Source organism: Paraburkholderia graminis (assembly GCF_003330785.1).
Lineage (GTDB): Bacteria > Pseudomonadota > Gammaproteobacteria > Burkholderiales > Burkholderiaceae > Paraburkholderia > Paraburkholderia graminis.
Genome location: NZ_CP024934.1, coordinates 2745031 through 2762174, shown reverse-complemented (window position 1 = coordinate 2762174; position 17144 = coordinate 2745031). Strand labels below are relative to the sequence as shown.

Annotated in this window: 13 protein-coding genes; 6 read left to right on the top strand and 7 right to left on the bottom strand. The window is 63.5% G+C overall.

Annotation, left to right across the window (positions count from 1 at the left end; all coding sequences use genetic code 11):
• Positions 1-161 precede the first annotated feature (161 nt).
• The 6 genes from CUJ91_RS12210 to CUJ91_RS12185 all read right to left on the bottom strand — a co-directional run bounded on the left by CUJ91_RS12210 (position 162) and on the right by CUJ91_RS12185 (position 7505).
• On the bottom strand, positions 162-2273 hold the full coding sequence (locus tag CUJ91_RS12210) for a phosphocholine-specific phospholipase C (protein WP_114156281.1): 2112 nt from the start codon (positions 2271-2273) through the stop codon (positions 162-164).
• Positions 2274-2353: 80 nt separating this feature from the next.
• A complete protein-coding gene (locus tag CUJ91_RS12205; protein ID WP_114156280.1) occupies positions 2354-2677 on the bottom strand; it encodes a hypothetical protein in 324 nt (107 codons plus the stop codon).
• 184 nt (positions 2678-2861) lie between these two features.
• Positions 2862-3692 (bottom strand): alpha/beta fold hydrolase, encoded by an 831-nt coding sequence (locus CUJ91_RS12200; RefSeq protein WP_114156279.1) that lies wholly within the window; start codon positions 3690-3692, stop codon positions 2862-2864.
• Between the two features lie 8 nt (positions 3693-3700).
• The gene (locus tag CUJ91_RS12195; protein WP_114156278.1) at positions 3701-5308 is read right to left on the bottom strand and encodes a benzoate-CoA ligase family protein; all 1608 of its coding nucleotides are present in this window, start codon (positions 5306-5308) and stop codon (positions 3701-3703) included.
• A gap of 119 nt (positions 5309-5427) precedes the next feature.
• Positions 5428-7029, bottom strand: coding sequence for a 3,4-dehydroadipyl-CoA semialdehyde dehydrogenase (locus CUJ91_RS12190; RefSeq protein ID WP_114156277.1), 1602 nt, complete (start codon positions 7027-7029; stop codon positions 5428-5430).
• Positions 7030-7037: 8 nt separating this feature from the next.
• The gene (locus tag CUJ91_RS12185; RefSeq protein WP_053858489.1) at positions 7038-7505 is read right to left on the bottom strand and encodes a DUF4863 family protein; all 468 of its coding nucleotides are present in this window, start codon (positions 7503-7505) and stop codon (positions 7038-7040) included.
• 182 nt (positions 7506-7687) lie between these two features.
• Here CUJ91_RS12185 and CUJ91_RS12180 point away from each other — a divergent pair, with 182 nt between their 5' ends.
• From CUJ91_RS12180 to boxA, 4 genes are all read left to right on the top strand, one after another.
• The gene (locus tag CUJ91_RS12180; RefSeq protein WP_029967599.1) at positions 7688-8680 is read left to right on the top strand and encodes a helix-turn-helix transcriptional regulator; all 993 of its coding nucleotides are present in this window, start codon (positions 7688-7690) and stop codon (positions 8678-8680) included.
• A gap of 115 nt (positions 8681-8795) precedes the next feature.
• A complete protein-coding gene (boxC, locus tag CUJ91_RS12175; RefSeq protein WP_114156276.1) occupies positions 8796-10466 on the top strand; it encodes a 2,3-epoxybenzoyl-CoA dihydrolase in 1671 nt (556 codons plus the stop codon).
• A gap of 46 nt (positions 10467-10512) precedes the next feature.
• The gene (boxB, locus tag CUJ91_RS12170) at positions 10513-11940 is read left to right on the top strand and encodes a benzoyl-CoA 2,3-epoxidase subunit BoxB (RefSeq protein ID WP_114156275.1); all 1428 of its coding nucleotides are present in this window, start codon (positions 10513-10515) and stop codon (positions 11938-11940) included.
• 81 nt (positions 11941-12021) lie between these two features.
• Positions 12022-13263, top strand: coding sequence for a benzoyl-CoA 2,3-epoxidase subunit BoxA (gene boxA, locus CUJ91_RS12165; RefSeq protein WP_006052526.1), 1242 nt, complete (start codon positions 12022-12024; stop codon positions 13261-13263).
• Between the two features lie 24 nt (positions 13264-13287).
• Here the strand turns inward: boxA and CUJ91_RS12160 are convergent, their stop codons facing one another.
• Positions 13288-14001, bottom strand: coding sequence for a TetR/AcrR family transcriptional regulator (locus tag CUJ91_RS12160; RefSeq protein ID WP_114156722.1), 714 nt, complete (start codon positions 13999-14001; stop codon positions 13288-13290).
• 352 nt (positions 14002-14353) lie between these two features.
• On the opposite strand from CUJ91_RS12160, the gene CUJ91_RS12155 reads away from it, so the two are divergent.
• On the top strand, positions 14354-15661 hold the full coding sequence (locus CUJ91_RS12155) for a Zn-dependent hydrolase (protein ID WP_181324794.1): 1308 nt from the start codon (positions 14354-14356) through the stop codon (positions 15659-15661).
• Between the two features lie 120 nt (positions 15662-15781).
• Complete coding sequence (locus CUJ91_RS12150; RefSeq protein ID WP_114156274.1) at positions 15782-17131, top strand: NAD(P)-dependent oxidoreductase; 1350 nt, start codon at positions 15782-15784, stop codon at positions 17129-17131.
• Positions 17132-17144: the final 13 nt, after the last annotated feature.

Genomic DNA, 17144 nt, shown 5'->3' with positions numbered 1-17144 from the left:
CCTGGGTGATCTCCGCGACGATGGTCGTCACGTTCGCGGCGTTGCTCACAGTGTCCGACCTCGCGATGCAGACGCAGCAGCAAAAACCCTCGGCGAAATAAAAAACGGCCACTGCATTTCTAATGCAGCGGCCGTTCGAGCTTGCCCGATTGACTACGCGATCACGCGCCCAGTGCAGGATCGCTCATGCTGCTCTTGCCGGTCTCCACATGGCCCGCGAAACGGCGCGCGAACAGCGGGTCGGTATCGACGGTGATCGACAGATCGTACCAGCCGTGCGCATTGCGAAGATCGAGATACAACTCGTCCGTATCGCCGCCGCGCACCACGCGTTTGATCGCGTGCTTCGGGTCGTACGCATTGACGATCGTGAACTTGCAATGCGCGCTGCCCACGTTTTCAAGGCGCAATTGCAGATTGCCGTTCGCGACGTCATAGCCTTCGAGTACTTCCGGACGAGCGATGTCCGAGCCGTCCCACCAGCTACGCGCAATCGGCCGGCCTGTAAAGCGGCGCAAGAAACCGTTCGGACCATGCACGGTGAAGTCGTAAGTACCGTCCACGTTCAGCGCGAACGCGTCCTGCAAGCGCTTGCCGGCTTCCACGGTGTACGTGCGCGGCGCGTCGGCGCTATTCGCTCGATACACCTGAAATACCGCGGCCGCGCTGCCCGTATTCACGAAGCGCATGGTCAGCGTTTTTTCCGCACCTTCGCCGTGGACGCGCACAAACATCTCATACGGCAACGCACGGGCAGGGCGCACGCCGGGTTCCTGGCGCGGCACGGCCTGTATCGCCGGCGGCAGCGGCACATAGTCCGGATGGCGGTTCTGATCGGCCGGCACATAAGCGCTCGTGCTCGGCAGGCTCGGGAACGCGTCGTTCGGGTTGCTGAAGTTGAACGCCGATGTCAGATCGCCGCACACCGCGCGACGCCACGGCGAAATGTTCAACTCGGCGAGATTGTGCTGCTCGCCAAAGCGCTGTTCGATGAAGCGGATCACCGACGTATGGTCGAACACCTGCGAGCACACGTAGCCGCCTTTGGACCACGGCGAGACGACGAGCATCGGCACACGCGGACCGAGACCGTAGGGCGCGGCAACGTTCTTCGCGTCGCCCGGATAAATCTCGTTGACGGTATCGACAGTGGAAAGACCGTCCGCGTTCGAGCTCGGCGCGCACGGCGGCACCATGTGGTCGAAGAAGCCGTCGTTCTCGTCGTAATTGATCAGGAGTACGGTCTTGCTCCACACATCGGGATTCGACGTGAGAATCTGCAACACCTGGTCGATGTACCACGCGCCGTAATTGGCGGGCCAGTTCGGGTGCTCGGAATAGGCTTCCGGTGCGACGATCCACGAGACTTGCGGCAGCGCGTTGTTCTGTACGTCGCGCTTCAGAACGTCGAAGTAGCCGTCGCCCTTCAATGCGTTGGTGCCCGTGCGCGCGTTGTCGTACAGCGGGTTGCCCGGCTGCGCGTTGCGGTACTGGTTGAAATAGAGCAACGAGTTGTCGCCGTAATTGCCGATGTACGGGTTTTGCGTCCAGCCCCACGAACCTTTGGCGTCGAGTCCCGTGCCGACGTCCTGATAGATCTTCCAGCTAATGCCGGCGTTTTGCAGCACTTCCGGGTATGTCGACCAGCCGTAGCCGAGCTCCGAATTGTCGATGACCGGTCCGCCGCCCGTGCCGTCGTTGCCCACGCCGCCCGCCCACATGTAGTAGCGGTTCGGGTCGGTCGGGCCCATCAGCGAGCAGTGGTACGCGTCGCAGATGGTGAACGCGTCGGCGAGCTGATAGTGGAACGGAATGTCCTCGCGCGTGAGGTAGGCCATCGTCGTCGCGCTTTTGGCGGGCACCCATTGATCGTAGCGGCCGCCGTTCCATGCGGCGTGCGTCGTGTTCCAGTCGTGTGCGAGGTCTTGCAGGAACTGCAGGCCGAGGTTCGGCGCGCTCGGGCGGAACGGCAGCACGTAGCCGGCATCGGCGGCGAGCGGCTGATACCACACCGGCTTGCCGTTCGGCAGGTTGACCGCGCGCGTGTCGCCGAAACCGCGCACGCCGCGCAGCGCGCCGAAGTAGTGGTCGAACGAGCGGTTTTCCTGCATCAGCACGACGATATGCTCGACGTCGCGGATCGTGCCCGTCTTGCTGTTCGCGGGAATCGCGAGCGCGTTGCGAATGCCGGCCGGCAACATGCTCAACGCGGTGAACGAGCCTGCGGCCTGCGCGGCCGAACGTAGAAAATCACGGCGGTTTTTTGAAGTCATGGTATGAGCCTGGGTGTCTTCAGTGGGAGCGCTCCACGCGGCGCGCAAGCATGAGCCGCGCGTCGCGTGAAACGCGGGACTCAGTCAACAGTATGGATCACGGGTGTGGCAAGCGGCGTCGGCGCGGCGGCGGACAATGCCACGTCGGCGTTTGGTGCGGGTAGTGCTGGGCTTTGAATCGTGACGGCGGCAGGCGCGGGCGATACGGAAGACGGATTCGCCGATAGCACCGGATTGGTGCCGTTATCGGCCGCGTTTGCAGCGGAGCTGGACTTGCTCATGTCGGCCGCGTTCGTGTCGTCGTTGCCGCAGGCGGTGAGCAGCGCGCAAAGCGGCAACGCCGTGAGCGCGATCGCCAAACGTTTGCGATGCAGGGCAATGCACGGCTTCCACAGAAAGGACATGGCGATGTCTCCAGCACGGGGAACGCGCGGGCATCGGTATGCCCAGCTCAGCGATGCAAGGAGAATAGCCGCTTACCTGTGTAACTTTTATGAAGTTTTGGAAATTTGAGGATTTGATGAATATTGGGGATTCGCCGTGGGACGACCGCACAGTAGCCGCGGCATAACAGCGGCATAACCGCGGCTACTGGTGTTCCGACACGAACGCGGCAATCACGTCGTTCAGCCGATCCGGCGCGTCGCGATGCGGCGAATGCCCGCACGCGTCGAGTCTTGCGAGTTGCGCATGCGGCACGTAGTCCTGGATCGTATCGATCTGCGCCATCGTGCCGTAGTTGTCGTCATGGCCTTGCACGGCGAGCAGCGGCTTGTCGATCGACGTGAGTTGCTCCGCAATCGACCATTGCCGGAAGGCCGGGTTTAGCCAGACATCGTTCCAGCCATAAAAAGCGGAATCGACGTCCGCGTGATAACGCGAGAGCTTGTCGCGCAGATCGGTGGTTTCGTAAAGCACCTTGGTCTGCGCAATGCTTTGCACGGACACGTCTTCCACGAACAGGTGCGGTGCGATGGCCACGGCACCGGCCAGCGCGTTGGGAAAAAGCGCCGCGTACAGCAACGCGATCGAGCCGCCGTCGCTATGGCCGATCACCCACATGCGCCGGCGTTCGCGCGTGTCGATGTGAAGCGCGTCGAGAAGCGCGGGCAGAACATCGCGCGCCTGGTCGGTCATGAAATGCATCGGCCATTTGACGTGATGCTCTCGCGGTGTCGACCTTCCGTAACCGGGACGCGAATACACGAGCCCACGCATGCCCAGACGCTCGCACAATGTTTGCGGCCAGTCGCGCCACATTGCAATCGAGCCGAGTCCTTCGTGTAGAAACACGGCGATGGGCGCCGCGTTCGCCGCAGCGTTAAGCCAACGATATTCGATGCGCAACGGCCCGTGCGACGCGGTAGCGGGCAGGTCGGCGAATTGACTGGCGGGCGTCTCGACAGCGGGATTCTGCATGTATCACCTTATGATATTTCGCGCAGCTTGAAGCGTTGAATCTTTCCAGTGGCGGTTTTCGGCAAGTCGTCGGCGAACACGATGTCGCGCGGGTACTTATGCGGCGCGAGCCGCTCTTTCACGAATGCCTTCAATTCGTCCGCCAGTATCTCAGAGGCCGCGAACTCGCGCTTCAATACGACGAACGCGCGTGTCTTCACGAGGCCGCCGTGATCGACGCCGACCACCGCCGCTTCGAGCACCGCGTCGTGCTGCACGAGCACCATTTCCACTTCGACCGGCGACACGTATTGACCGCTCACTTTCAGCATATCGTCGCTGCGGCCCGCATACACGTAGCAGCCGTTCGGCAGACGACAGTACTTGTCGCCACTGCGGATCCACTCGCCGAGAAACGTCGCGCGCGATTTTTCCCGGTTGCTCCAGTACATCAGCGCCGCGCTCGGTCCTTTGATGTAGAGGTCGCCCACTTCGCCGTCGCCGACCGCATGACCGGTCTCGTCGCGCAACTCCACTTCATAGCCGGGCACCGGGCGCCCCGTCGTGCCGTATTCGACCGCACCGGCGCGGTTCGACAGAAAGATATGCAGCATTTCGGTCGAGCCGATGCCGTCGAGAATCTCGCAGCCGAAGTGCTTCGTAAAGCGCTCGCCGATTTCGCGCGGCAACGCTTCGCCCGCCGATGTGCACACGCGCATCGCGACATCGTCGCGTGCGGGCAGATTCGGCGACACGAGCATGCTTGCGTAGAGCGTCGGCACGCCATAGAACACCGTCGGACGATGGCGCGTGAGACGGGCGAAGACGGCGTCGGCGGTAGGGCGCTCGGCCATCAGAATGGCGGTCGCGCCCACCGAAAGCGGAAAGGTCAACGCATTGCCGAGTCCGTATGCAAAGAACAGCTTGGCCGCGGAAAACACCACATCGCTTTCGACGATGCCGAGCACCGGCTTCGCATACAGTTCCGCGGTCCAGTAGAGGTTCGCGTGCGTGTGCACGGTGCCCTTCGGTTTGCCGGTCGAGCCCGATGAATACAGCCAGAAGGCGATGTCGTCGCAACCGGTTGCCGCGGGCTTCGCAGCGGGCGCGGCCGCGTCGATGAGCGCTTCCAACTCAGGCGCTGCCGCAAGCGGCGTGCTGTCGGCCGCGGCCGATGCGCGCGTCGAAACGATGAGCTGGCAGCCGTCGTGCTCGGCGGCCTCCATCGCTTGCGTGACGGTTGCCACGAGCGCGCTCGATGCGATCACCGCGCGCGCATGACTGTGCGTGAGCATGTACACATAATCGGCGGGCGTGAGCAGCGTGTTCGCGACGACCGGCACGACGCCGGCGTACAACGCGCCGAGAAACGCGATCGGCAGTGCAACGCTGTCGAGCATCACCAGCAGCACGCGCTCTTCGGGATGCACGCCGAGACCGCGCAACGCGGTCGCGAAGCGTCGCGCGCGTTCTTCGAGTTCGGCGTAGGTCGTGTTGCCGTTGTCGTCGATATAAGCGGTTTTCGCGGCGCGCGACGCGTTCAGCGCGAACAGATGAGCCGCGAAATTGAAGCGCGCGGGCGGCGGCTCGGCCGTCACGGCGGGCTGGCTCGCAGCCGGTTCGAACAGGGCTTCCATATGTCTCCTCCATCGAGTGGGGGCGGTCCGGCTGTTATGTGCTCATGATCCGCTGAATGCTTGCGTGCGCTAGCTGGTGCGTTGGGTCGTGCTCATTTGCGTGTCATGCTTAAAGATGTTCAGGCCGCGGGCAAATGAGTAATTTGCGCGAGTGCTTCAAGTGCCGTTGCCGATGCCTGAATAGCCGAGCGCCGATGATAAAAACCGAGCGCGCGCAGGCCACCGAGTTCTTCGCCGCCGCCCGCGCGGCCAGGTCCGCCGTGCAGCGACATCGGCATCACGTTGCCGTGGCCGGTCTGGCTCTGCTGCACCGAAGGCGATACGGCATGCACGCGCCCATGCGAATCGGCGAGTTCGAGAGCGAGCCTGCCGAGGTGGGCGTCGTCGTTCGAATAGATCGACGCGACGAGCGATCCCTGGCCACGTCGCGCGAGTGCCACTGCATGCGCTTCGGGCAAGCCGGATTCGCCCGCGTTCTGCACAACGCGATACGGCGCGACGCTCGCAACGGGGCCGAACACTTCGAGGTCATGCAACAGCGTCGCGTTATCCGGATCGTTGACCACGAACAGATGCGGCGCGATGCAAGCCGCGATAGTTGCATCGGCATCGATAAGCGGCGCGGACGAACCGTCATACGCGAGCATGGCTTCCTCGCGCAAAGCGGCGATGCCGGCCAGCACGTTCTCGTATTGCGCGCGGCTCACGAGCGAGCCCATGCGCACGGCGTCGTTGCGCGGATTGCCGACGGCCACTTTCGCGAGCTTCGTCTTTAGCGCATCGACCACAGCTTCGAGCATGTTCTCCGGCACGAACGCGCGCCGGATCGCCGTGCATTTTTGCCCGGATTTCACGGTCATTTCACGCGCGACTTCGTTGATGAAAAGCTGAAACGCGGGCGTGTCCGGTGTTGCATCCGCGCAGAGAATCGCGCTGTTCAAACTGTCCGCTTCGACGTTAAGCCGCGCGCCGCGCGCGACAAAAGCCGGATGCGCGCGCAACGTGGCGGCCGTTTCAGCCGAGCCGGTGAACGACACGACATCGAATGCCTGAATCTGATCGAGCAGCCCAGCCGAGCCGCCGCAAATCACCGAGAGCGCGCCGCGCGGCAGAATGCCTGCGTCCACGACATCGGCGACCATGCGTTGCGTGAGCCACGCCGTCGCGGTCGCGGGCTTGACGATGACGGGCACGCCCGACAGCAGCGCGGGCGCCGCTTTTTCCCACAAGCCCCACGACGGAAAATTGAACGCGTTGATAAAAAGCGCGACGCCGCGTGTGGGCGTCAGCACATGCTGAGCGCTGAACGACTGATCCTTGCTCAGCGCGCTTGTGTTGCCGTCGCGCAGCGCATGCACGTCGCCGAGCGACGCGCCGAGCTTCGCGTAATACGACAGCGTGAAAATGCCTCCGTCGATATCGACCGCCGAATCGTTGCGCGTCGTGCCCGAGTTTGCGATTGCGATCGCGTAGTAGTCGTCGCGCTTCGCCTGCAACAGCTTGACGATTTCGGCGAGACGCGCGGCGCGTTGCGCATAGGTCAGCGCGCGCAGCGCGGCGCCGGCCTCATCGCGGGCAAAGCGGAATGCGTGCGCGAGGTCGAGACCTTCGCTCGAGACGCGCACGAGCGCTTCGCCCGTCACCGGGTCGCTTAGCGTCACGCCTTCGCCGGCGCCCGCAACCCATTCGCCCGCGACATGGTTCTTCAATAGTTCGGTCATGGCAGCACTCACGCGGCGGTAAATTCGATTGCGCCTTGCGGCAGGAGATAAAGCACGAGCGCTTCGCCGTTCGCCACCGTCGGGCGATGCGCGGAACCCGGTTCGTAGACGCACCAGCCCGCAGGGTGGCCGTCGAAAGTCGCGCCTTCGGTGAGCGGCATGATCAGGTCGATCTCGCCGTGCGGATGAACGTGATGCGGACCGGCAATGTCTTTCATGTCGACGACGTCGACGGAAAAGCCGTGCGTGTCGGGCAGCGCCTTAAAGATGCGGCCGTAGCGAATGCCGCCGCCTTCGCGGTTGCAGAGCCAACCTTCGGCGACGCCGGCGCGGCAGGCGTCGGCGAGATCGCGAAACGTCTGACTGTCCGCGGGATACGTGACGTTGAGCCACGCGGCGAGGTCGGCGTTTAGCGGCCGGCCGGCCAGTTGCGCCGTGACCTGCGCGATAAGCCGCTGGAAATCGGATGGGGACATGCGAGCCTCCGGACTGTGCGCACGCACGTTAATGCATGTGACGCGCTGCGCGGTCTCCGTGACGCCGCGCGAAAAATCGCGGCAATCTTTGTAAGTGGATCAATGTTCGGCGAAAATTAACCGTTCACGAGGTGTGTGTCAAGCACTATAGTACATGTATCGTGGTTTGGAGGTATAAAAACATGAACCGGAATTACACTGAGTTGCCGCCCGGCGCCCGTCCACCCGATGCCGCCGACGACGAAGCCGGCCGCCCCGAGCGCGCCGAGCGCGGCGGCGAACGCGAGGAGCGCGACCCGTTCCTCACCGCGATGGGCGAACGCGTGCGTCTGTTACGCGCGCGGCGCGGCATGACCCGCAAGACGCTGGCGGCCGAAACGGGCTTGTCCGAGCGGCATCTCGCCAATCTCGAGTCGGGCGTCGGTAACGCGTCGGTGCTGGTGCTGCGGCAGATTGCGGCGACGCTGAACTGTCCGCTCGCCGAAGTGATCGGCGATGAAACCACGGCATCGGCGGAATGGCTGCTGATTCGCGAACTGCTGCACGGGCGCGACCAGGCCGCGTTGCAGCGCGCCCGCATCGCGCTCGCCGAGATGTTCGCGCAGGCGCCGCGCGACCCGCATCGCAAGGACCGGATCGCGCTGATCGGGCTGCGCGGCGCCGGCAAATCGACGCTCGGCCGGATGCTCGCGCAGGAGCGCAAGGTGCCGTTCGTGGAGCTGACGCGGGTCATCGAGCAGCTCGCCGGATGCCCGCCCGCGGAGATTCATTCGCTATACGGAGCGAGCGCTTACCGGCGCTACGAACACCGCGCGCTGGAGGCGGTGATCCAGGAACACGAGCGTGCGGTGATCGCGTCGCCGGGCGGACTCGTGTCGGAGTCCGGCACGTTCAACGCGCTCTTGTCGCACTGCTTTACGGTGTGGCTGCAAGCCACGCCGGAGGAGCATATGCGCCGGGTCGTCGCGCAGGGCGATTTGCGGCCCATGTCCGGCAACAAGGAGGCGATGGACGACCTGAAGCGGATTCTCACGGGGCGCAGCGAGCTGTACGGCCGGGCGGACATGACCTTCGACACGAGCGAGAAGACCTTGGCCGACGCCTATCTGCAACTGCGCGACCGGCTGGCCGCGAGGCTCGCCGCCGAAGCGCCGGACGAAGCACCAGCCGGTTGACGACTGCATTCGGCTTCGGGGTTTACTCGCACATACGCACTAAAGTGCTTTACATGGGTGTGACGATGCACTATTGTTCGATCAACAACTCGCATCGTCCAGTCAGGAGACGCCCATGTCCACAGCAGAAACCGCCATCGCGCCGGTCGACTACCGCACCGATCCCTCGCAATACAAGCATTGGAAGCTGAGCTTCAACGGCCCGGTGGCGACACTCGCTATCGACATCGCGGAAGACGGCGGCATTCGCGACGGCTACAAGCTGAAGCTGAATTCGTACGACCTTGGCGTCGACATCGAACTGCACGACGCCATCCAGCGCATCCGTTTCGAGCATCCGGAAGTCAAGACCGTCGTGTTGACGAGCCTGAAGGATCGCGTGTTCTGCTCGGGTGCGAACATCTTCATGCTCGGTCTTTCGTCGCATGCGTGGAAGGTCAACTTCTGCAAGTTCACGAACGAAACGCGTAACGGTCTCGAAGACTCGTCGCGCCATTCGGGGCTCAAGTTTCTTGCCGCGGTGAACGGCGCGTGCGCGGGCGGCGGTTACGAACTCGCGCTTGCCTGCGACGAAATCTATCTGGTCGACGACCGCTCGTCGTCGGTGTCGCTGCCGGAAGTGCCGCTGCTCGGCGTGCTTCCCGGCACTGGCGGCCTCACGCGCGTCACGGACAAGCGCCGCGTGCGCCACGATCGCGCCGACATCTTTTGCACGGTGGTGGAAGGCATTCGCGGCGAGCGCGCGAAGGCATGGCGTCTCGTCGATGAGGTCGTGAAGCCGAATCAGTTCGACGCGGCCATTCAGGCCCGCGCGCTCGAACTTGCCGCGCAAAGCGATCGTCCTTCCGACGCGCCGGGCGTGAAGCTGACGCGCATCGAGCGCACGGATCGCGAAGACGGCCTGACCTATCAAACGCTGGACGTGACGATCGACCGCGCGAAGCGCATCGCGACGTTCACCGCGAAAGCGCCGCAAACACAGCAGCCGACAACGACTGACGCGATTGTCGCCGCGGGCGCGAACTGGTGGCCGCTGCAATTCGCACGCGAACTCGACGACGCGATTCTCTCGATGCGCACCAACGAACTCGAAGTCGGCACGTGGGTGTTCCGCACCGAAGGCGACGCGCGCAATCTGCTCGCCGTGGATGCCGTGCTGCTGCAGCACAAGGATCACTGGTTCGTGCGCGAGACGATTGGCCTGTTGCGCCGCACGCTCGCGCGCATCGACGTGTCGTCGCGGTCGCTCTTCGCGTTGATCGAGCCGGGCTCGTGCTTCGCCGGCACGTTCGCGGAACTCGCGTTTGCCGCGGACCGTTCGTACATGGCCGCGCTGCCGAGCAACGAAGACGAGGAGCCGGCCATCACGCTGTCGGAAGTCAACTTCGGTCTCTATCCGATGGTCACGCATCAGTCGCGACTCGCACGCCGCTTTTATGAGGAAGCCGAACCAATCGACGCGGTGCGCTCGCTGATCGGTCAACCGGTCAAGCCGGTCGAGGCGGAGCGTCTTGGTCTCGTCACCGCGGCGCCGGACGACATCGACTGGGCCGACGAAATCCGCATTGCGCTGGAGGAACGCGCGGCGATGTCGCCGGACGCGCTGACCGGACTCGAAGCGAATCTGCGTTTCAACGGACTCGAAACGATGGAGACGCGTATCTTCGGCCGCCTCACCGCATGGCAGAACTGGATCTTCAATCGGCCGAACGCTGTGGGCGAGAAGGGCGCGCTCAAGGTGTACGGCAAGGGCAGCAAGGCGCAATTCGACGTCTCGCGCGTTTGACGCCCCGACGCGGGCCTCTCACCTTCAGCATCGCAAGGAACCGACCATGTCAACGATCAACTACAGCGAAAAGATTCCGAACAACGTCAACCTCGCCGACGACCGCGCGCTGCAACGCGCGCTCGAACAGTGGCAGCCGAACTTCCTGTCGTGGTGGGGCGACATGGGCCCGGAAGGCTCGCACGGCTACGACGTGTATCTGCGCACGGCAGTGAGCGTGGACGCGGGCGGCTGGGCGCATTTCGATCACGTGAAGATGCCGGACTACCGCTGGGGCATCTTCCTCACGCCGGGCGACCAGGACCGCAAGATTCATTTCGGCGAGCACAAGGGCGAGGCCGCGTGGCAGGACGTGCCCGGCGAGCATCGCGCGAATCTTCGGCGCATCATCGTGACGCAAGGCGACACGGAGCCCGCTTCCGTCGAGCAGCAACGGCACCTCGGCCTGACCGCGCCTTCCATGTACGACTTGCGCAACCTCTTTCAGGTCAACGTGGAAGAAGGGCGGCACCTGTGGGCGATGGTGTATCTGCTGCATCGCTACTTCGGCCGCGACGGTCGTGAGGAAGCCGAAGCATTGCTCGGCCGCCGTTCGGGCGACGAGGACAATCCCCGCATTCTGGGCGCGTTCAACGAAAAAACGCCGGACTGGCTCGCGTTCTACATGTTCACGTATTTCACCGACCGCGACGGCAAGTTCCAGCTTTCCGCGCTCGCGGAATCGGGCTTCGATCCGCTCGCGCGCACCACGAAGTTCATGCTGACCGAAGAAGCGCATCACATGTTCGTCGGCGAATCGGGCGTGTCCCGCGTGATTCAGCGCACCGCGCAGGTGATGAACGAACTCGGCACCGACGACGTCGCAAAGATCCGCGCTGCAGGCGTGATCGATCTGCCGACCATTCAGCGCTATCTGAACTTCCATTACTCGGTGACGATCGACCTGTTCGGCGCGGATCATTCGTCGAACGCGGCCACGTTCTACAGTTCGGGCCTCAAGGGCCGCTATGAGGAAGGCAAGCGCGACGACGATCATCAATTGAGCGGGCAGAGCTACAAACTGCTCGACGTGCAGGACGGCAAGCTGGTCGAACGCGAAGTGCCGATGCTCAATGCAATGAACGAAGTGCTGCGCGACGATTACATCAAGGATTCCGTGGCGGGCGTGGCGCGCTGGAACAAGGTGCTTGAAAAGGCCGGCATCGACTTTCGCATGACCGTGCCGCACAAGGCGTTCAACCGGCAGATCGGCACCTTTTCCGGCACGCGCGTGTCGCCCGACGGCCGCGTGGTCAGCGAGACGGAGTGGGCTGCGAACGAAGCAAAGTGGCTCGCCACGCCGGAAGATCGCGCGTTCGTTGCTTCGCTGATGGGGCGCGTGGTCGAGCCCGGCAAGTTCGCGAACTGGATTGCGCCGCCTGCGATGGGCGTGAACCGTCAGCCGGTCGATTTCGAGTACGTGCGCTTTAACTGAACGGACGCAAAGTAACGCGAAGTACGCGCGGCATCAACCAGGCGCGGCGCGCCCGTGCAGCACTACATGGTGGAGGAAGTCATGAACGGCCCAGTGTCGATCGAGGTTCTCAGGCAGCATCTGATCGATCCGGAAATCTGCATTCGCTGCAACACCTGCGAAGAGACCTGTCCGATCGACGCGATCACGCACGACGACAACAACTACGTCGTGAAGGCGGATGTCTGCAACGGCTGCATGGCTTGCGTGCCGCCGTGTCCGACAGGCGCGATCGACAACTGGCGCACCGTGCTGAAGGCCGACGCGTATCCGATCGAAGAGCAATTCACGTGGGACGTATTGCCCGAGCAGAACACGATGGCGGTGCCTGCCGCCGACGAATCGCCCACCGCGGGCACGGCTAACGATGCCGCGGCAGACGCAAGCGGCATCGAAGTGGATACCGTTCGCGGCTCGGTCGTGCCGCCGTGGTCCGCTGCGAAGCCGTACGTGAATCTCTACACGCACAAAGCGCCGACCACCGCGACCGTGGTCGGCAATTACCGGCTCACGGACGCATCGACGGAAAGCGACATCCATCACATTGTGCTGGATTTCGGATCGATGCCGTTTCCTGTGCTCGAAGGCCAGTCGATCGGCGTGCTGCCGCCGGGCGCGACCGCCGACGGCCGTCCGCATCACGCGCGCCAGTATTCGATTGCGAGTCCGCGCGACGGCGAGCGGCCCGGCTACAACAACGTTTCGCTGACCGTGAAGCGCGTCTCGCAACAGCATGGCGATTCGATCGACGGCGTCTGCTCGAACTATCTGTGCGACCTGAAAAAGGGCGACGCGGTGACGGTAATCGGTCCGTTCGGCGGCACCTTCCTGATGCCGAACCATCCGAACTCGCATCTGCTGATGATCTGCACGGGCACCGGCTCGGCACCGATGCGCGCGATGACCGAGTACCGCCGGCGCCGTCGCCTGAAGGGCGCGACCGGCAAACTGATGCTGTTCTTTGGCGCGCGAACCAAGGAGGAATTGCCTTACTTCGGGCCGCTAACTAATTTGCCGAAGGACTTTATCGACACCAATCTGGCGTTTTCGCGCACGCCGGGTCAGCCGAAGCGCTATGTGCAGGACGCCATGCGTGAGCGTGCGGTCGACGTCGCGCATCTGCTGAAGGACGACAACACGCATGTCTATGTGTGCGGCCTGAAGGGCATGGAAGACGGCGTGCTGCAAGCGCTCAAGGAGATTGGCGAGCAGCATCAGATGGATTGGGACGCGCTGTGGGCGAGGCTCAAAAAAGAAGGGCGCCTGCATCTGGAGACGTATTGATTCAGGCCAGCCAAAGAAAAAGCCCTATCTTGAAGGGTCCGCGCCTTCTTCGCGCTGTGCGGGCGACACCGCGCCGCACGCGCGAATCACAAGCTGTACGACTTCTTCGGTCGTCGCCTCGAATGACTTCTTCGTCAACGCGCGCTTGCCTTTGAGCGCGCGAATCTGCGCGTCGAAATCGGCGTAGTGCTGCGTGGTCGCCCAGATCATGTACATCAGTGTGCGCGCATCGACGGGCGCCAGCAGTCCTCGCGCAATCCAGTCGTCGATCACCTTCACGCGCGTATCGAGCCACGGCTTGACTCGCTCAGTGAGGATGTCTTCCATGTGCTCCGCGCCGTGGATGATCTCGCTCGCCCACACCTTCGAGCCGAGCGGACGCCGGCGCGACAGTTCCATTTTCGCGCGCACGTATCCGCCGATTGCATCGACGGGGTCGTCGCTGCATTCGAATGTATCGGCCGCGCGATGCCAGTCTTCGAACAGATCTTCGAGCACTCGCCGGTAGAGCGCGAGCTTGGTCGGGAAGTAGTAATGCACGTTGGCTTTCGGTAAGCCTGCGCGCTCGGCGATCATCGCAGTGCTCGCGCCGTCCAGTCCGCGCTCGGCGAAAACCGCCTCCGCACACGCCAGAAGATGCGCTTCATTCGACTCACGAATGTGCGCCTTGCGCCGCCGCAAAGGCGCGCGTGTTTCGTCGTTTTGCGTGATACCCGCAGCCACGTCGTCGTCTCTCATGTTTGCCTTCGGCGGCATGCGTGCCGCGCCGCGCTTCATTCTAGTCGCTCGACGCCGCGCTCACACGCGTATTTGTCACGCGATGCCGCTTCGTGCTGCAACGCAATGGCACGCTTCTCGCTCTCTTTGTCTCCGTGCGAAAGGCATTGATTTGGCGATGTTAATCGTCTACAACCTGTCCAACTGGACAGGATTGAACGAGCGGGGCGCGCATTAGGGTTAGCCCTTGTTCCCGGAGCCAAAGGGCGTATCGAATTTCGCACCGCGACCGTGCGGACACGCCCCATAAAGGCCAACAAATCCGCCGCCGATGCACCAGTTTCATGTCGGTTCACCGAAAGGAGCGAGACGAATGAACGCGGTTACTGAAGCGCTGAAGGGCGCCCCGAAGGCCACTGTCGCCGCGAACGCGGAACAGGTCACGTCGATAAAGGTCGATGGCAAACGTCTATGGGACAGCCTGATGACGATGGCGAAAATCGGCGCAACGCCCAAAGGCGGCGTATGCCGTCTTGCGCTGACCGATCTCGACAAGGAAGGGCGCGACCTGATAGTTAGCTGGGCGAAACAAGCCGGCTGCTCGGTCAGCGTCGATCAGATGGGCAACGTCTTCATGCGCCGCGCCGGGCGCAATCCGGACGCGCTGCCGGTCATGACCGGCTCGCATGCCGATTCGCAGCCGACGGGCGGACGCTTCGACGGCATCTACGGCGTGCTTGGCGGTCTCGAAGTGATTCGTAGCTTGAACGATCACGGCATCGAGACCGAACATCCTGTTGAAGTCGTGATCTGGACCAACGAGGAAGGCTCGCGTTTCGCGCCGGCGATGGTGGCGTCGGGCGTGTTTGCGGGCGTGTTTCCGCTCGAGTACGGTCTGTCGCGCAAGGACGTGGACGGCAAGACGATCGGCGAGGAGTTGCAGCGTATCGGCTATGCCGGCGATGTGCCGTGCGGCGGCCGTCAGTTGCATGCGGCGTTCGAACTGCATATCGAGCAGGGGCCCATTCTCGAAGCCGAGCAGAAAACCATAGGCGTCGTGACGGACGCGCAAGGCCAGCGCTGGTATGAAATCACGCTGACCGGGCAGGAAGCGCATGCGGGTCCGACGCCGATGCCGCGGCGGCGCGATGCGTTGCTGGGCGCGTCGCGCGTCGTCGATCTCGTCAATCGCATTGGGCTCGACAACGCGCCGCTCGCGTGCGCGACGGTCGGCATGATGCAGGTGCATCCGAACTCGCGCAACGTCATTCCAGGCCGCGTGTTCTTTACCGTCGACTTCCGTCATCCCGAAGATGCGGTGCTAGCAAAAATGGATGCCGCGTTGCGCGAAGGCGTCGCGCGAATTGCGAGCGGCATTGGCCTCGAAACAGAACTCGAGCAGATCTTTTATTACGCGCCGGTCGCCTTCGACGAAGCCTGCGTGAAGTCCGTGCGCGCGGCGGCCGAGCGCATTGGTTATTCGCATCGCGACATGGTGTCCGGCGCGGGCCACGACGCCTGTTATCTCGCGCAGGTCGCGCCGACTTCGATGGTGTTCGTGCCGTGCGTCGACGGCATCAGCCACAACGAAATCGAGGACGCCACCTTCGAATGGATCGAGGCGGGCGCGAATGTGTTGCTGCACGCGATGCTCGAGCGCGCATGCGAGCCGGTTTCGTAGCGCGTCGGAATTTGCTTTAGCTGCTTTACCGCAGTGCCAGACAAAACACGCCGTGCGGGCTTCGCTCATGCGAGTGCCGACAGATGCGGCTGCGTCCTCACATCGACAGAAGGAACGTGTATGGCCATCAAGCAAACCGGCGACATCGCCGCGCGGCGCCTGTCGCCCGAACAGCTCTCCTGCGAGTTCTCCGACATTGCGCCGTTGCTCGACGCGAGTGCCGCCGCGGCTGCTGCGAGCCGCTGTCACTACTGCTATGACGCGCCATGCGTGAACGCGTGCCCGACGCAGATCGACATTCCCAGCTTCATTCGCAAGATCGGCAACGGCAATCTGAAGGGCGCAGCCGTGGATATTCTGTCGGCCAATCCATTAGGCGGCATGTGCGCGCGCGTCTGTCCGACCGAGATCCTTTGCGAAGGCGCTTGCGTGCGCAACCATCAGGACGCGAAGCCCGTGGCGATCGGCGCGCTGCAACGTCATGCAACCGACTGGGCGATGGCGCGCGGCGAAGCACTCTTCACGCGCGCACCGGAGACCGGCCGGCATGTTGCTGTGATCGGCGCGGGCCCGGCGGGACTCGCATGCGCGCATCGCCTCGCGCTCGCCGGCCACAACGTGACGATCTACGACGCGCACGAAAAGGCCGGCGGCCTGAACGAATACGGCATTGCGGCGTATAAGACCGTCGACGATTTCGCGCAGCGCGAGGTCGAGTGGCTGTGCTCGGTGGGCGGCATCGAGATCAGGCACGGCGTTGCGCTCGGCCGCGACGTGCAACTCGATGCACTGCGCAATCAATACGATGCAGTGTTCCTCGCGATCGGTCTCACCGGCGTTCGCGCGCTCGCGATGGCGGGCGAGGACCTGAGCGGCGTGATGAACGCCGTCGACTTTATCGAAGCGCTTCGCAGCGCGCGCGACTTCGGCACGGTGCCGGTAGGCCGCCGCGTCGTCGTGATCGGCGGGGGCAATACGGCGGTCGATGCGGCAGTGCAAAGCCGCAAGCTCGGCGCGGCCTCGGTGACGATGGTGTATCGGCGCGGCGTCGAATCGATGAGCGCGACGTGGGCCGAGCGCGACTTCGCGCAGACCAACGGCGTGACGCTCCTCACGCATGCAACGCCGCTGCGCTTGATCGGCGAGAACGGTGTGGTGACCGGCGTCGAGTTCGAACGAAGCTTCAACACCGGTGACGCGGAGCGCTTCGTGATCGAGGCCGACATGGTGCTGAAGGCAATTGGTCAGACGCTCGTGCCCGCAGGCATAGCACGCGAACTGCTGACGCTCGACGGCGGCCGCATTGCCGTCGATGCAAACGGCCAGACCTCGCTCGCGGGCGTGTGGGCCGGCGGCGATTGCGCGGCCACGGGCGGCATCGATTTGACTGTGCAAGCCGTGCAGGACGGCAAGCTCGCCGCCGAAGCCATACACGCTCAATTCGCGCGCGCCGACATCAAGGCCGCCTAGCGCGCATTGTCGC

Excerpts from the sequence above, each read along its gene's own strand:
- CUJ91_RS12210 (WP_114156281.1), bottom strand. The coding sequence starts at position 2,273 with ATGACTTCAAAAAACCGCCGTGATTTTCTACGTTCGGCCGCGCAGGCC.
- CUJ91_RS12205 (WP_114156280.1), bottom strand. The coding sequence starts at position 2,677 with ATGTCCTTTCTGTGGAAGCCGTGCATTGCCCTGCATCGCAAACGTTTG.
- CUJ91_RS12200 (WP_114156279.1), bottom strand. The coding sequence starts at position 3,692 with ATGCAGAATCCCGCTGTCGAGACGCCCGCCAGTCAATTCGCCGACCTG.
- CUJ91_RS12195 (WP_114156278.1), bottom strand. The coding sequence starts at position 5,308 with ATGGAAGCCCTGTTCGAACCGGCTGCGAGCCAGCCCGCCGTGACGGCC.
- CUJ91_RS12190 (WP_114156277.1), bottom strand. The coding sequence starts at position 7,029 with ATGACCGAACTATTGAAGAACCATGTCGCGGGCGAATGGGTTGCGGGC.
- CUJ91_RS12185 (WP_053858489.1), bottom strand. The coding sequence starts at position 7,505 with ATGTCCCCATCCGATTTCCAGCGGCTTATCGCGCAGGTCACGGCGCAA.
- CUJ91_RS12180 (WP_029967599.1), top strand. The coding sequence starts at position 7,688 with ATGAACCGGAATTACACTGAGTTGCCGCCCGGCGCCCGTCCACCCGAT.
- boxC (WP_114156276.1), top strand. The coding sequence starts at position 8,796 with ATGTCCACAGCAGAAACCGCCATCGCGCCGGTCGACTACCGCACCGAT.
- boxB (WP_114156275.1), top strand. The coding sequence starts at position 10,513 with ATGTCAACGATCAACTACAGCGAAAAGATTCCGAACAACGTCAACCTC.
- boxA (WP_006052526.1), top strand. The coding sequence starts at position 12,022 with ATGAACGGCCCAGTGTCGATCGAGGTTCTCAGGCAGCATCTGATCGAT.
- CUJ91_RS12160 (WP_114156722.1), bottom strand. The coding sequence starts at position 14,001 with ATGAGAGACGACGACGTGGCTGCGGGTATCACGCAAAACGACGAAACA.
- CUJ91_RS12155 (WP_181324794.1), top strand. The coding sequence starts at position 14,354 with ATGAACGCGGTTACTGAAGCGCTGAAGGGCGCCCCGAAGGCCACTGTC.
- CUJ91_RS12150 (WP_114156274.1), top strand. The coding sequence starts at position 15,782 with ATGGCCATCAAGCAAACCGGCGACATCGCCGCGCGGCGCCTGTCGCCC.